At 70.0% G+C, this 14525-nt stretch carries 13 protein-coding genes; 9 read left to right on the top strand and 4 right to left on the bottom strand.

Annotated elements, in window-relative coordinates; genetic code table 11:
* Nucleotides 1-204 precede the first annotated feature (204 nt).
* Complete coding sequence (locus tag BIV23_RS53335) at nt 205-1230, bottom strand: alpha/beta fold hydrolase (RefSeq protein ID WP_281250183.1); 1026 nt, start codon at nt 1228-1230, stop codon at nt 205-207.
* 46 nt (nt 1231-1276) lie between these two features.
* On the opposite strand from BIV23_RS53335, the gene BIV23_RS33600 reads away from it, so the two are divergent.
* From BIV23_RS33600 to BIV23_RS33560, 9 genes are all read left to right on the top strand, one after another.
* A complete protein-coding gene (locus BIV23_RS33600) occupies nt 1277-4333 on the top strand; it encodes a SpoIIE family protein phosphatase (RefSeq protein WP_245790772.1) in 3057 nt (1018 codons plus the stop codon).
* A 123-nt stretch (nt 4334-4456) separates the two neighbouring features.
* Nucleotides 4457-5053: a hypothetical protein gene (locus BIV23_RS33595; protein ID WP_143079162.1), complete on the top strand. Its 597-nt coding sequence runs from the start codon at nt 4457-4459 to the stop codon at nt 5051-5053.
* 193 nt (nt 5054-5246) lie between these two features.
* Nucleotides 5247-7799 (top strand): amino acid permease, encoded by a 2553-nt coding sequence (locus BIV23_RS52520; RefSeq protein ID WP_071384767.1) that lies wholly within the window; start codon nt 5247-5249, stop codon nt 7797-7799.
* 198 nt (nt 7800-7997) lie between these two features.
* On the top strand, nt 7998-8864 hold the full coding sequence (locus BIV23_RS33585; RefSeq protein ID WP_071384766.1) for a tyrosinase family protein: 867 nt from the start codon (nt 7998-8000) through the stop codon (nt 8862-8864).
* A 183-nt stretch (nt 8865-9047) separates the two neighbouring features.
* Complete coding sequence (locus BIV23_RS33580; protein ID WP_071384765.1) at nt 9048-10460, top strand: condensation domain-containing protein; 1413 nt, start codon at nt 9048-9050, stop codon at nt 10458-10460.
* Between the two features lie 259 nt (nt 10461-10719).
* Nucleotides 10720-10965 carry a hypothetical protein gene (locus tag BIV23_RS33575; RefSeq protein WP_071384764.1) on the top strand — a complete coding sequence of 82 codons (246 nt, stop codon included), beginning with the start codon at nt 10720-10722 and terminating at the stop codon, nt 10963-10965.
* 28 nt (nt 10966-10993) lie between these two features.
* Nucleotides 10994-11365, top strand: a complete 372-nt coding sequence (locus BIV23_RS33570; RefSeq protein WP_071384763.1) for a hypothetical protein — start codon at nt 10994-10996, stop codon at nt 11363-11365.
* A gap of 111 nt (nt 11366-11476) precedes the next feature.
* Nucleotides 11477-11740: a hypothetical protein gene (locus BIV23_RS33565; RefSeq protein WP_071384762.1), complete on the top strand. Its 264-nt coding sequence runs from the start codon at nt 11477-11479 to the stop codon at nt 11738-11740.
* A 333-nt stretch (nt 11741-12073) separates the two neighbouring features.
* Nucleotides 12074-12418, top strand: a complete 345-nt coding sequence (locus BIV23_RS33560; protein WP_079173574.1) for a hypothetical protein — start codon at nt 12074-12076, stop codon at nt 12416-12418.
* Nucleotides 12419-12514: 96 nt separating this feature from the next.
* Here the strand turns inward: BIV23_RS33560 and BIV23_RS33555 are convergent, their stop codons facing one another.
* The 3 genes from BIV23_RS33555 to BIV23_RS33545 all read right to left on the bottom strand — a co-directional run bounded on the left by BIV23_RS33555 (nt 12515) and on the right by BIV23_RS33545 (nt 13995).
* Complete coding sequence (locus tag BIV23_RS33555) at nt 12515-12796, bottom strand: hypothetical protein (protein WP_071384761.1); 282 nt, start codon at nt 12794-12796, stop codon at nt 12515-12517.
* Nucleotides 12797-13031: 235 nt separating this feature from the next.
* On the bottom strand, nt 13032-13319 hold the full coding sequence (locus BIV23_RS33550; RefSeq protein WP_071384760.1) for a hypothetical protein: 288 nt from the start codon (nt 13317-13319) through the stop codon (nt 13032-13034).
* Between the two features lie 208 nt (nt 13320-13527).
* A complete protein-coding gene (locus tag BIV23_RS33545; RefSeq protein WP_071384759.1) occupies nt 13528-13995 on the bottom strand; it encodes a hypothetical protein in 468 nt (155 codons plus the stop codon).
* Nucleotides 13996-14525: the final 530 nt, after the last annotated feature.

The raw sequence follows: 14525 nt of genomic DNA, 5'->3' as shown, positions 1-14525 counted from the left end.
TTACGTCCTGATCGGCCGAGTTCTGCACCACTACCGCACCAGAACGAGCGGGGAGCAGCGGGGAACCACGATGAAGGCGGCTCAGCCCGGACGGACCACGGGCTGAATTTTCTCCCAGGCCAGGGCTAGAACCGACCGCCAATGATCGGAGCTTCCCAAACTGAGCCACCGGACCTGCGGTTACAGTACTGCATCATGACGCCCTCACTGCGCCTGTCGGCATTCCGCGTTGAGGAATCCCCGGGCGATGGCATTGAAGGCATGCGGCGCCGTCACGGGCAGGAGATGCCCGGCGTGCGGAACCACGGACAGGTGGGCTCCCGGGATGGCCGCCGCGGTCCGTCGGGCGTCCGGCAGGCCGGCGCGATCCCGCTTTCCGCACAGCACAAGGGTGGGCGCGGTGATCTGAGGAAGTACACGGGAGAGGTCGCTCGTCTGCAGAGCGTCCAGCATGTCGATCCATCCGTTGCGATCGGGCAGGTCGGAGATTGCCCGGACCAGCCGGCCGGGGCGATGCCGTTCCATCCGAAGCCGTCGCTGTGACGTCGTGCCCGGTGCGATCTCAGGCCCCCCGGACAGCATCAACCGGGCAACGAGGTCCGGGTTCTCAGCTGCGACCTGCGCGGCCACGATCGCCCCAAGGGAATGGCCGCACAGGTGAACCAGCCGTAGCTGTCGGGCGATCTCGGCGATGGATTCGACCGCCGCCGTCAAGCTGAACGGGCCCGGCATGCCGCCGAAACCCGGCAGATCAGGTGCAACGACGTGAAAGCCGTCGGACAACGCTCCCAGCTGACGTCGCCACATCCGGCCGCCCTGCCCGGCACCGTGCACCAGGACCAGGGAGGCCGATCGATCTCGCCGGCCTCCAGAACATGTGCCCTCATGATCACAAGATGGCAGCCCCACAGGCGCCGGACCAGCCCCGGCCCCAGCCTGGCGAACCTCATAGGGCAGAGCACGAGACCACGGCCACTGTTCCCGGTCGTGTCGGAGTACGGGTTTCCGGCTGAGATGCGGGGGCCGCCCCGCCCGCTGCCGATTGCCTCGGCCACGGCTGAGGCCATGGATGTGACGACCTCTGCTCCGAAACGGATCTGGCCGCCACGGTCCGACCGGGAGTGCGGTCCAGGGACGGGATCGAGGCGAGCGTTTCCCCCGAGTGGGTGAAATCGCGTAAGTTGTCCCGACTAGGATGCTTTGCGGAGGTAGATCGCCGTAGGTGCGCATCCGAAACCCATGCGGCCCAGTGGGCGAGCGGAGGTGACTGTCGACCGTGGTCGATTCCAGAGACAGCGATGCGCACGACACCGTCCCGTCCATGCCGGGTTTCGCCCGCCCGTCGCACCAGCCGCAGGGCCCGGGGACCGTGCAGGCCGTACGACCCGCGGAGCGGCCTCTCCTGCGGATGCGGCTGCTCGACGCCGTGGACGAGGACCGGCGCGATGTCGATGTGCTGCTGACCGCGCTCCAGCAGGCGGTGGCCGAGGTGCGCGGCCTGGGCGGGATGGTTCATCTCCCGGGCGGCGGCATGAGCGGCATCCTCTACCTGGTCGCCGACAGCGGCCTGCCGGAGTCGATGGTCCGGCCCTGGCTGATCATCCCGGCACGCGGCACGGCGCCGCCCAGCAGGGCCGCCCGCGAGGACACCCCCGCCTGGCAGCCCGACCTGGCCCCGCCCGACCCGGTGCCGGGCCGGGACCCCGCCGCACTGTGGCCTTCCCGGGTTCCCGCCGGCATCGCGCACCTGGCCGTCCCCATTCCGGGCGGTCGACGACGGGGCGCGCTCTCGGTCCTCTTCGCCCCGGGCGACGGGCCCGGCGCGGCGGAGCGCGCCTTCCTGGGCGAGGTGGCGGCATGGATGTCCGAGCGGCTCCGGTCGTCCGGGATGCTCAGTCCGTCCTCCGCCCTGTTGCACGCCCTGGAGAGCGGGGCGGGACTGCCGGAGACCTCCCCGTGGGATGCCGAACGGGAGGCACTCCCGCGGGACGCGGAAGGGACGCCGTCCCTCACGTACACCTGGGACCTGCGCACCGGCAGGCTGACCTCCGACCGGCCTGTCGAGGAGGTGCTGGCCGGCATCGATCCGGAGGTGATGGCCGGCGGCATCGAGGCGTGGGCGGAGCTGATCCACCCGGACGACCTGCCGGGGGCGGTCAGCGGCTTCGACATGGGCATCCAGTTCCGCGGCGGCTTCCAGGACGAGTACCGCATCCGGCGTCAGGACGGCACGTACCTCTGGATCGAGGCCCGCGCCCGGACGCTCACGGACGACGAGGGGGCACCGGTGAAGGTGATCGGCACCCTCCGGGACAGCAGTGAGACGCACACCGCCGCCGAGTCGGTGGGGCGGGCGCTGCGGCACATGAGCGACGGCTTCGTCTCGCTCGACACGGACTGGCGCGTCGGATTTCTCAACCAGGCCGCCGAGCGGCTCCTCGGCGCGGCGGGAGACGTGGCCGGAGCCCTGCTCTGGGACATTCCCGCGCTGCACGCCGTGCCGGGGCTGGAGCAACGGTGCCGGGCCACGGCCGCCGAGGGCCGGCCGGCCGGATTCGACGTACCGGGGCCGGACGGGGCGTCCTGGTACCACCTGCGGCTGGTGCCGGTGCCGCAGGGCCTGACGCTCTACATCACCGACACCACCGAGCGGCATCTGCGGGAGAGCGAGCGGGCGGCGGCGGAGCGGGCGGCGGCGGAGCGGGCGGCCCTGGTGCAGGGGATCACCCGGGAGCTGGCCGAGGCCGTCACGGCCCAGGACGTGATGGCGGCGGTGGCCGACGGCGTGATGACACCCTTCGGGGCCACCGGACTCGTGATGCTGGAGGTGGTCGGCGACCGGCTGACCGTGGTCGGTTCCCGCGGGTATTCCGAGCGCTTCACCCGACGGCTGGACGGGCTGTGGACGGTGCGGGACGCCGGCGGTCCGATGGGGGACGCCCTGCGCACCCGCACCACCCTCTTCGTCTCCTCCCCGGAGGAGCTCCTGGAGCGATACCCGAGGACCGAGATGCTGATGCGGGAGGGCGGCAAGCAGGCGTGGGCCTTTCTGCCGCTGGCGGTGTCGGGGCGCGAGATCGGCGCGGCGGTGCTCTCCTTCGGCCGGCCGCGGGTGCTGGACGACGACGAGCGAACGCTGCTGACCGCGCTCAGCGGGCTGATCGCGCAGGCCCTGGAGCGGGCCGGGCTCTATGACGAGGCGACGACCCGGGCCCGTACTCTCCAGCGCAGCCTGCTGCCGCGGGCACTGCCCGAGCTGCCCGAGGTGACGACGGCGGCGCGCTACCAGCCGGCCAAGCAGGGGGCCGACGTCGGCGGCGACTGGTACGACGTGATCCCGCTGTCCGGGGCCCGGGTGGCGCTCGTGATCGGTGATGTCATGGGCCACGGCATGGCCGAGGCCGCCACGATGGGCGGGCTCCGTACGGCCGTGCGCACCCTTTCGGAGCTGGAGCTGCCGCCCGACGAGATCCTCGGTCACCTCAACGACATCGTCGGCGACCTGGGCAACGACGCCTTCGCGACCTGCCTGTACGGCATCTACGACCCGGTGAGCCGACGTCTGTCGTACGCCAGCGCCGGTCATCCGCCCCCGGCGGTGGCCCACCCCGGCGGGTCCGTCACCTTCCTGCCCATGACCCCGGACCCGCCGCTGGGGGTGGCCGCTCCGCCCTTCGAGAGCCACGAGACCCTGCTGCCCGCCGACAGCCTGCTCGCCCTCTACAGCGACGGCCTGGTCGAGAGCAAGGACCGGGACGTCACGGCCGGCATGGGCCGCCTCGCCGAGCTCCTCTCCCAGTCCGTGAACGCCATGCCGGCCTCACGGGCGGACGCGTCCGGCCTGGACGCCCTCTGCGCCTCCCTCACCTCCGCTCTCCTCCCCGCCCAGGGCGCGCTGGTGGACGACGCCGCCCTGCTGCTGGCCCGTACCCACCCGCTGGACGCGGAGAACGTCGCGGAGTGGCCGTTGCCGGAGGACCCGATGGCGGCGGGCCAGGCCCGTGAGCTGGTCCGCGCCCAGCTCACCGACTGGGACCTGGTCGACGACGACCTGATCATGACCACCGAACTCCTGGTCAGCGAGCTGGTCGGGAACGTCGTCCGGCACGCCTGCGGCCCCGTCCGGCTGCGCATGCTCCGCAGCCGCGCACTGATCTGCGAGGTCTCCGACGCCAGCCTGACCACTCCGCACATCCGCCACACCTCCGCCACCGACGAGGGTGGCCGGGGCCTGCAGCTCATCTCCGCACTCTGCCGGCGCTGGGGCACCCGGCACACCCGAACCGGCAAGTCCATCTGGACCGAACAGCCGCTCCCGGCGGCCTCGGCCTGACGACCCGTTCGGACCCTCGCCGTCACACGGGTGATTTGCCTGAAATGCCGGTTGTCGGGGCTGTCGGTACGTTCGTCGCAGATCGGTCGCCCGGCCGACGTCCGTGCGACAGAGAGAAGTGACATGTCTCCGCGTACCTTTGCTGTGGTCGGCACCGGAGTGGGTGTGACCGTCCTCGTGGCCGCCGGCATCCCCTACGCCTCGGCCGACGGATCCGCCCCGAGGGCCTCCGCCGTCCACCACGCGGTCCGGTCCGTGCACCGAGCCGCTCCTCCCGCGGCTCCCACGGTTCCCGTGGGCGGCAGGGGAGCGGGCGGGGAGAAGGGCGAGGGCCGCGACGGCGGTGGACGCGACCACGGCCGTGACGGGGGCGATCGCGGCCGTGAGCGAGGCGGAAGGATCTACTTCAACGAACGTACGTACTCCGCCTCCGCCGAGGGCTGCATCACCGTGAGCGGCTCCAGCAGCTTCAGCGTCTTCAACGACAGCCGCAGGACCGTCGAGGTGTTCCGGGGCTTCACCTGTGACGGCGGCGCTCCGGTCACCACCGTGGGTCCCCACGGCGAGACGTTTGGCGAGGTGACCCGCAGCGACCACGGAGGCGTCTTCGGTGACGAGGGCGTGTTCGGCCGCGGAGGCGTCCTCGGTGCCGGTGGCGTGTTCGGGGAGGAAGGCGTCGTGGGCAGCTTCCGGGTGGTCGGTCACCACGGTGAGTGGTGACCTCCGGCCCGTGCGGCGAGTGGCGACGCGCTGCGGGGTGAGCCCGGCCTGAGCGGCCCGGGCAGCTGTTGCGGAGGGCAGCCGCCCGGCGGTGCAATCAAGTGTGAGGCACTTCGGCGGCGTCGTCCCGGTCGATCGCCCCGCCCCCGGGACAGGGGCCGGCCGGAAGGGGCTCAGGAACGACGCCCTTGGCATGTTCTCCTCCGTGGCCATGGGGCTCGCCTCCGCCGGTCCCGCATACAGCCTGGCCGCCACGCTGGGCGTCATCGTGGCCGGGGTCGGACTGCAGGCCCCGATCGTCACGATGCTGGCGTTCATACCGATGCTGCTGGTCGCGTACGCCTTCCGTGAGCTCAACGCGAGCAACGCCGACTGCGGCACCACCTTCACCTGGGCCACCCGGGCCTTCGGACCACGTATCGGCTGGATGGGCGGCTGGGGCATCGTCGTCGCCGACGTCATCGTCATGGCGAACCTCGCCCATATCGCCGCCGCCTACGGCTTCCGGCTGGCGGGCCTGCACGGGCTGGCGGACAACCGGCTGTGGACCACGGTGGCGGGGGTCGTCTGGATCGCCGTACTGACCGCGATCTGCTACGTCGGCATCGAGTTCTCGGCGGCCGTCCAGCGCTGGCTGCTGTGCCTGGAAGTCGTGGTGCTGATCGTCTTCGCCGTCGCAGCGCTGGTCAGGGTCTACACCGCTCCGCCCGCGACGGCGATCCATGTCTCGGCCTCCTGGTTCAACCCCTTCGAGGTGGCCTCGGTGAAGGCCCTCACCTCGGGCATCCTCGCGGGGGTCTTCATCTACTGGGGCTGGGACACCTCGTTCTCGGTCAACGAGGAGACCGTCGACAGCGCGCGCGTCCCCGGACGCGCCGCGGTCATGTCCACCGTGCTGCTCCTGCTCATGTACGCGCTGGTGTCCACGTCGGTGCAGGCGTTCGCGGGAGTCGGCACCTCGGGCATCGGACTCGGCAACACCGACAACTCGGACGACGTGCTGTCCGGGCTGGGGGAGGCCGTGTTCGGAAGCCACGGCACGGGGCTGCTCCTGTCGAGGCTGCTGATCCTCATGGTGCTGACCTCCGCCCTGGCCTCCGCCGAGACCACCATCCTGCCCCTGGCCAGGACCGTCTTCTCCATGGCGGTCCACAAGGCGGTCCCCTCCCGGTTCGCCCGGATCCACCGCAGGTTCCTCACCCCGACCTGGGGCACCCTCGGCATGGGCGCGATCTCGATCGCCCTGTTCGTGCTGCTGTCGTCGTTCAGCCGGAACATCCTGGCCGACTCGATCGACTCGGTCGGTCTCGCGATCGCGTTCCAGTACGGGGTGACGGGCTTCGCCTGCCTCTGGTACCACCGCAAGATCCTCGCCCGCAGCGCCCGCGACCTGGTCTTCAAGGGCGTACTGCCCGGGCTCGGCGGCCTGATGATGGCCCTGCTGTTCCTGTACGCCGCCTTCGTCGTCTACGCGGATCCCGCGTACGGCACGACCGCCGTCGACCTGCCGCTGATCGGCAGGACGGGCGGGGTCACCGTCCTCGGTCTGGGCGCCCTGCTGGTCGGTGTCCTGCTGATGCCGGCGGTCACCCGTGGCTACGGCGTGGCCCTCAAGCTCCAGCGGGGCCTGCTTCCGCGCCGTCTGCCGCAGCACGCCGCCGTCGAATCGGCGAGCCGCTATGTGCCCGCCGACAACAGGTCCGGGGTGGGCGGCGACTGGTACGACGTCATTCCCTTGTCGGGCACCCGGATCGGCCTGGTCGTCGGCGACGTGCTCGGCCACGGCCTGGGCGCCGCGGCCACCATGGGGCGGCTGCGGACGGGGGTGCGCGTGCTGGCCCGGCTGGACCTGAGCCCGGACGAGCTGCTGTCCCGCCTGACCGACCTGGTCGAGCAGACCGCGCACGACGCCGGGGCAGGCCCCCGGGGCCCGGGCCGCCGGATGCCGCACGCCGACGCGGCCCTGGGCGTGAGCTGCCTGTACGCGGTGTACGACCCCGTCTCGGGGAAGTGCGGCGTGGCGCGGGCCGGGGAACCGGTGGGGCTGGCGGTCGTCCCACCGCGCACCGGCGTCGCCGACTGTCCGGAGCTGCCGCCCGGCCCGCCGCTGGGCATCGGCGGCCTGCCGTACCGGAGCACGGAACTGGACCTGGAGCCGGACAGTCTCCTCGCTCTCTTCACGGAGGGCCTCCTCCAGGCGGCCGACGGCCGCGACGCCGGGTTCGCCCGGCTGTGCCGCGTCCTGGCCGACGGCCGGGGATCCCTGGAGGAGCGGTGCGACAGGGCGGTGGCCGGCCTGCTGCCCGGGCCCGCGGACGTGGACGCGACGCTCCTCATGGTCCGCACGCGTCTGCTCGACCGGAACCAGCACGTCGAATGGGCGGTGCTCCCGGAACCGGCGGCGGTGGCCACCATCCGCGCCGCCGTCACCAAGCAGCTCGGCGACTGGGGGCTGGGCGATCTGGCGTTCACCACGGAGCTCATCGTCAGTGAGCTCGTCACCAACGCCATCCGCTACGTCGGCGGTCCGATCCAGGTACGCCTGATCCGCGACCGGGCCCTGATCTGCGAGGTCTCCGACACCGGCCACACCTCCCCTCATCTGCGGCACGCCGCGAGCGACGACGAGGGCGGCCGGGGTCTGTTCATCATCGCCCGGATGACCCACCACTGGGGCACCCGCTACACCTCCGGCGGCAAGACGATCTGGACCGAACAGGACCTGCGACCGGGCGACATCCCCTGACCTCTTCCGCCAACTGGCCGGAGAAAAAGCATTTCTGAATGCCAATCGGAGAAGTGCGCCCCCGCACTGCTGTGTCACCGGTCCGGCCGCACCGCGGTGACCTGGAGGATCGTCCGGCAGTTACCGGTTCGGCCGACGAACCGGACTGCCGCAGGGCCGACCACTGCCGCTCGGGGCCGGTGCACGAGGAGGGCGAGCATGGCGTACACCCGTAAGAACGTCAACAGGCTGACCCGCTCCGAGCGACGGCGGTTCGTGAGCGCTCTGCTGGAGATCAAACGCCGTGGAGAATACGACGAGTTCGTGCACATCCACATCACGCACAACTCGCCCGACGGCGAACACCATCTGCGTACCGCCCACATGACGCCGTCCTTCCTGCCCTGGCACCGCAAACTGCTGCTGGAACTGGAGCGGGCGCTGCGCCGGGTGGACGCGTCGGTGACCGTGCCGTACTGGGACTGGACCCGTGACCGCACGGCGAACTCCCTCCCGTGGACCGACGACCTGCTCGGCGGCACCGGACGGCGCTCGGACCGGCAGGTGATGACCGGCCCGTTCGCCTACCGGGCGGGGCACTGGAGGCTCACCGACCGTGTGACCGACGTGCAGTACCTCACCCGCGACCTCGGCCGCGCCCGCAGCCCGATCCAGCTGCCGACCGGCGACGAGGTCGAATTCGCGCTGGCCGACCCGGTCTACGACGTCTGGCCCTGGAACTCGACGGTCACCCAAGGCTTCCGCAACAAGCTGGAGGGATGGGGGAAGGGCCGAGGCAGCGTCTCCTGGCACAACCACAACCGGGTGCACCACTGGGTCGGCGGCGTGATGCTCGGCGCCGCCTCCCCCAACGACCCCGTCTTCTGGCTGCATCACGCCTTCGTCGACCTGCAGTGGACCCGCTGGCAGCAACGGCACTCCGGTGGCCGGTATCTGCCCGCCGAGCCCCCGGGCGCGCGTGACGTCCAGCACGGCCGGGTCGTGGCCCGGGACCAGAGGCTGCCGCCGTGGGACGTCACGCCGGCCGAACTGGAGGACATGAGCGGGATCTACCGGTACGAGTGAGGACGTTCCGGTGCCACGGAAACCGCCACGCGGGCAGAGTCCATGCCGGCAAAGGCCGTTGAGGGGTCGCTTCTCCGTTCGAGGCATCACACGTCCCGCTGAAAAGCCGACGACACAGCGACCACCGCTCGCGTACGGCGCCCCCTTGATCAAGCTGGTGTCTTCTGCGAAGGAGACGCCACTGTGCGAGTTTCTGACATTCAGCGCTGTGAGGTCCGGCCCGGGCGGCTCGTCGAGTGGACGCTCAGCCCGGCGACCATCGCGGCCGCGGCGGCGTTGCCGCCGGATCCGCGACCGCCGGCGTACATCCAGGAGTCGCACATCAGAACGGCACGTTCGGTGCGGGAGGACGGGCTGTTCGTGCCGACGTGGATCGGCGCGGCGTTCGACCTGCCGGGCCGCGCCGATCTCGACGCGCTGGAACAGGCGTTGCGCGACTGGATGCTGCGCCACGAGACGCTGCGCAGCGGCTTCAGATGGGCCGGGGACGACATGCACCGGTTCACGCTCGACGAGAACGACGTGACCCTGCGCCGCGAGGTGGTCGGCGACTTCGCCGACGCGGGGGCGCTGATCCGCTACCTGCAGGACCGGTTCGACACCGCGGCGGACGCGCTGGGCTGGCCGAACTTCATCTACGCGGCCGTCGTGCGCGAGGACTCCACCAGCGTGTACCTGGCCTTCGACCACACCAACGTCGACGCCTACTCCCTCCAGCGCATCCCGGACGAGATCCACACGCTGTACACGGCGGGCGTCACGGGCCGGCCCGTCACCGGTACGCCCGTGGGCAGTTACGTCGACTTCTGCGAGCTGGAGCGGGCGAACGCGGACGGCATCGACGACACGCACGCGATCGTCGCGCGCTGGCGGGAGTTCATCGGCCGGTGCGACGGAAGGCTCCCGGAGTTCCCCGTCGACCTCGGACTGCGACCCGATGGTGTGCTGCCCGCCCAGAAGCTGCTGTGCGAGCCGCTCGTCGACGCGGAGGCCGCCGCGGCGTTCGAGGCGCACTGCCGGCCCTATGGCGGCAGCCTCGTGGGCATCCTGGCGGCGACCAGCCTGATCGTCCACGAACTCGGCGGACAGCCGGTCTACCGCACGGTCGTGCCGTTCCACACCCGGGTGAAGTCCGCGTGGTCGGACTCCGTGGGCTGGTACGTCGGCGGCGCACCGATCGAGGTGCCCGCGGCACCGGACTTCGCGAGCGCGCTCGGCACGGTCCGCGCCGAACTGCGGGCCAACCGGTCGCTGGCCCGCATCCCGCTGGCCCGGGTGCTGCGCCTGCTGGGTGCGGACTTCCGGCCGACCTCGCCGGACATGTACTCGATCATCTCGTACGTGGACGCGCGCCTCATCCCCGGCTCGGCCCGCTGGACCGAGCAGAAGGCGTACGGGCTGCTCCGGGTGTCGTACGGCGACCAGGTGTGCGCCTGGATCAACCGGCTGGACGAGGGGCTGTGGTTCGCCTGCCGCTACCCGGACACCGACATCGCGTACAAGAACGTGCGGCGGTATGCCGAGGCGTTGCGGGACATGATCGTGTCGGTATCCGCGGGCGATCGGCCGCGGGTCGCGGAGCCGGCGTTCTCCTGACGCAACTTTCCCCCGATTCACCCGTGTTGGTACCGGTGCCGTACGGCACCTGACGCGGGTCCGCATGCCGCGACGTCCCGCGCCGCCCGGCAATCCAGGTCTTTTATCGGCCAGTTGGCGCCCATCCGGTGATTCTGTGGGGCTATATCCGCCTCAGGATGGATGTCCGTTGTGGAACCTCCCGCATTGCTACTGCTAGTGTTTATCTCGTCACTCTAGGCAATCAGCTTCGCTGTATCAGCACAGAACCGAGGGCTCCATGCGCAAGCTTCAGCAGGTCGTGATCGCGGCACTGGCGGCCGGTGGCCTGTCCGCCATCGGCGCCGGCACTGCCATCGCCGACTCCTACGGCGGTGACCAGCCGCAGCAGGTCGACCTCTTCCGTCCCTACCAGGAGTGCAGCCCGCAGGAGGCGGGCGTGGCCAACGTCCCGGTCGGCGTGCTCGGCCTCGCCGACAACGTGGAGAGCAGCTGCGGCCAGTTCAACCAGGCCTTCGCCGGCTGAGCGGCACCTGCAAAGGAAGGCGCGTCCCATGTTCAGCAGGAAGAAGATCGCGGCCGTCTCGGGGCTCGTGGGCGGCATCGCCGTGTCCTGCGTCGGCCTCGCCCAGGCGCACACCGCGGGAGGTCCGGGAGGCTGCAGCAACGACCTTCTGGGCAACCTCACCTGCACGCAGCGGATCCAGGGCGAGGTGCCCGAGGGCGAGACCCCTCCGCACCAGGAGACCTGCAAGCCGGTGCAGCCCGTGACGGTGCCCGGGTTCCTGGGCACCGGGATCGAGCGACTCGGGCCCGAGGTGACGTGTTCACCCCAGACGGTCGGAGTGCCCGCAAACGCACCTAGGACGGTGGGAGTTCCCGCCGGCGCCGACGGCAGGCGAATGCCGCTCGACATGCCACGTTGAACCGCGTGACGCGACATGTGGTGTAGATCCTCAATAACTACGGAGCGCTTGTATATGCTCACATTAAGTAGTCAAGCCAGGCGCTCCGCCTGGGTAACGAAGGGTCTATCCATGCGTAAGTTTCAGCGCGTTGCAGTTGTAGCGGCGGCGGTTGCGGGGCTGTGCGCCCTCGGCGCCGGGGTCAGCTCCGCAGCCGGCGGCGAGGACGCGCCCCCGCAGATCACCGCCGTGGCCAACTCGTCGGCCAACGCCGTTGCCACCGGCGGTAACTTCTACGCCCCGCCGCAGGGCCACGGGCCGCAGGAGCAAGGCCCCGAGCAGGGCCCCGAGGGCTACGGCCCCCAGGGCCCCCAGGGCCCCGAGGGCGGCGAGTAAGACCGCACCGAGGACTCATCCCCTCGTCGCCGCCACGGGCGCATCGATCCTCTTCGGAAACCTGATGTGTATCGCACGAGCTCGGCATCCCGGACCTGCACCGATTCGGTCTGTTCACCGGTCTGTTGAGTGACCCCCGTGGCAGAGGCAGCCCGGACGCACGACGGCCCCGTCGGGGCACGCGTCCGGGCTGTGGCACTCCCGCAACTGGGCGCGCACAGCGCGTGTCCAGGCGCGGGATCCTCAGTTTCGACCCCATCGGGCCCGGGCGCACGCCAGTCACTGGCGCATGCGCCCGGGCCTTCGTCGTAAAGGAAGAAAGGAAGGCAAGACATGTTCAGTCCGCGGAAGATCGCCACCGTCTCGGGGCTCGTCGGAAGTCTCGCCGTGTTCTGCGTCGGCGCCGGACACGCGTACGCAGAGGGCCCCAGGGGCGACTGCAGGACCACTGAGCAGGGCAGTACCGTCTGTGTGCACAGGACCGAGAACCGCTCGGACAAGGACGGCAAGCACGTCCTCCAGCAGGCGCAGGACTGCTCGGCAGAGGGCCGCCCGCACGTGGTGTTCCCGGACGGCCCGCCGATGGACGGCGGATCCGCCAGTGTCGGGCCGGTCGTGGACTGCTCCAACACGGCAAAGCTGCCCAAGGGCTTCCGGAAGCCGCACATCGAGATCTGAGCGCCGCCGGAACAGCGAAAATCCCCGGTGTCCCAACCAGTGGTCGGGATACCGGGGATTGTCGTTCGGCGCTACTCGTCGGCCTTGCTCACCGGCCTACTTGAACGAGTTGCTGCACCCCATGGACGAGCCCAGGGAGGACTGCTGGGCTCCGGCGTTGCCTTCGCCGTTCAGCAGGTTGCCGCCGAGGCCGTTGAGAATGCCGACTTCGCCGAGGACGTCGAGGTTCAGGTCGTGCGACCTGCAGGTGCTGCTCTGCGTGACGTTGAATTCGTCTCCCTTGCCCCCGCCCTGACCGGCGTGGGCGGTGCCGGCACCCAGGAGGCCGAGGCTCCCGAATGCGGCGAGGAGAACGGCAGCGGTGCGGACCTTGTGCATGTGATCTCCGTGGAATGAGGTGGATGCGATGCGCGAGAAATCGCCATCTATGCCGTGATGAATGGTGATACGAAATACCCGAGAGAATCGAGCGACGCGCCGAACCGAATGCTTTTCGCTTGCTTTTCACCGCAGTGCAGATTTGTCGGCGCACAGGAAAGGTCCCGACACCCGGCCCGCGGCCCGGTGTCGGGACCATTTACCCGACCGGCGCCTCAGCGCCGTGGGCGAGGCCTCAGAAGGCGCTGTTGTTGCAGCCCATCGTCGAGCCGATGCTCGTGGCCTGGGCGCCCGGGTTGCCCTCGCCGTTCAGGGCGTTGCCCAGCAGGCCGTTGAGGATGCCGACCTCGCCGAGGACGTCGAGGTTCAGGTCGTGCGACCTGCACTGAGAGCTCTGGGTGATGTTGAACTTGTCCCCGTGCTCGCCGTGGCCGCCGCCCTCGCCGGCGTAGGCAGTGCCGCTCACGAGGCCGATGCTGCCGAGAGCGGCGACCAGAACGGCAACGTTGCGAAGCTTGCGCATGTCATCTCCGTGGAGTGAGTGGATGCGATCTGTGGCAGATCGACTTTCTACAGTTACGGGAGATTAGTAGCAAATACGCTAAAACCGGCAACGACGCGCCGCTTTCTTGATCACACGGTAGAAACACGAAAAAGTCATATAAGCCCGTGAACGGGCCCCTTGGGCATGATGCCCAAGAGGCCCGTTCACGGGCGGAGTTGACGGTTTGTCAGCCGTGCAGCGCGTTGGCGAGGGCGTTCGACTGGGTGTTGGCCTGGGTGCAGTCGATGCCGCGGGTCTGGGCGGCGCCGAGCAGGCCGACCGGGACGTTCGCGCCGAGCAGGGTCTGCGGGCTGCACTCCTGGGACGGACGGAACAGGTTGGCCTGGCCGACCGGGCCGCCTTCCACCGACTGCGGTGTCTGGGGCGAAATCTGGGGGTTGATCTGCGGGTTCAGCTGGGGGTTGAGCTGCGGGGCGACATCGGTGCCCCGCGACGGCGCCTGCTGCGGCGTGCCGTAGGACTGCGCGGTCGCCGCGGCGGAGGTGGCCGAGGTGGCCTGGGCGTCCGGCTGTGAAGCGGGCGGCGGCACAGCTCCGTTGTAGGCCGGGGTGGCGGCGGAGCTGGGGCCGGCACCGACGGCGGTCAGACCGCCGGCTGCTGCGATGACGAGCGCGACGTGCTGGAGCTTGCGCATGGAATCCTCGGCCCTTCATTGACCTGTGCACGGAACCTGGTGAAATGCGGGATGGGGCAGCGCAGTTGTGGCTGCGACAACTGCCTTGAACGGCTGCGATGGACCATCGTTCTCACCCTGTGGGGAACGAGGTGTGCGCAAGCCCGGATACGGGTGCAGGACCGTGGTCACCCATTTGTCGTAAGAGCCCGGGACCGCGACGTGTGTTCCGGTGGCTGGCAAATGGGTGACGGGTCTTCGGATGCCGTGACCACACTGCGTGAATCGTCGTTCCGACCGGGAGAGGGCAGCGACCGTGGACTTCGAAGTGGGGTGAGGGAATTCGCTCCCGGTTTCGATGCGACGTCCGCGTGCTACTCAGGAGTACCGCTGCTGACGGTGCCGTGCGACTACCGCACCGACTGCACGCGTGACCGCGATCGAATGCAATGGATTTCCCCTTTTCAGGTATCGAAGGGCCGAGGGTTTCATGCGCAAGCTTCACAGGGCCGCGCTCGTTCTAGCAGCGGCAGGTGGTCTGTCCGCCATCG

It is taken from the genome of Streptomyces monashensis (genome assembly GCF_001866665.1).
GTDB classification, from domain to species: Bacteria; Actinomycetota; Actinomycetes; order Streptomycetales; family Streptomycetaceae; genus Streptomyces; species Streptomyces monashensis.
Note: the sequence above shows the minus strand (reverse complement) of the source record. Positions and strands in the feature narration are given on the sequence as shown.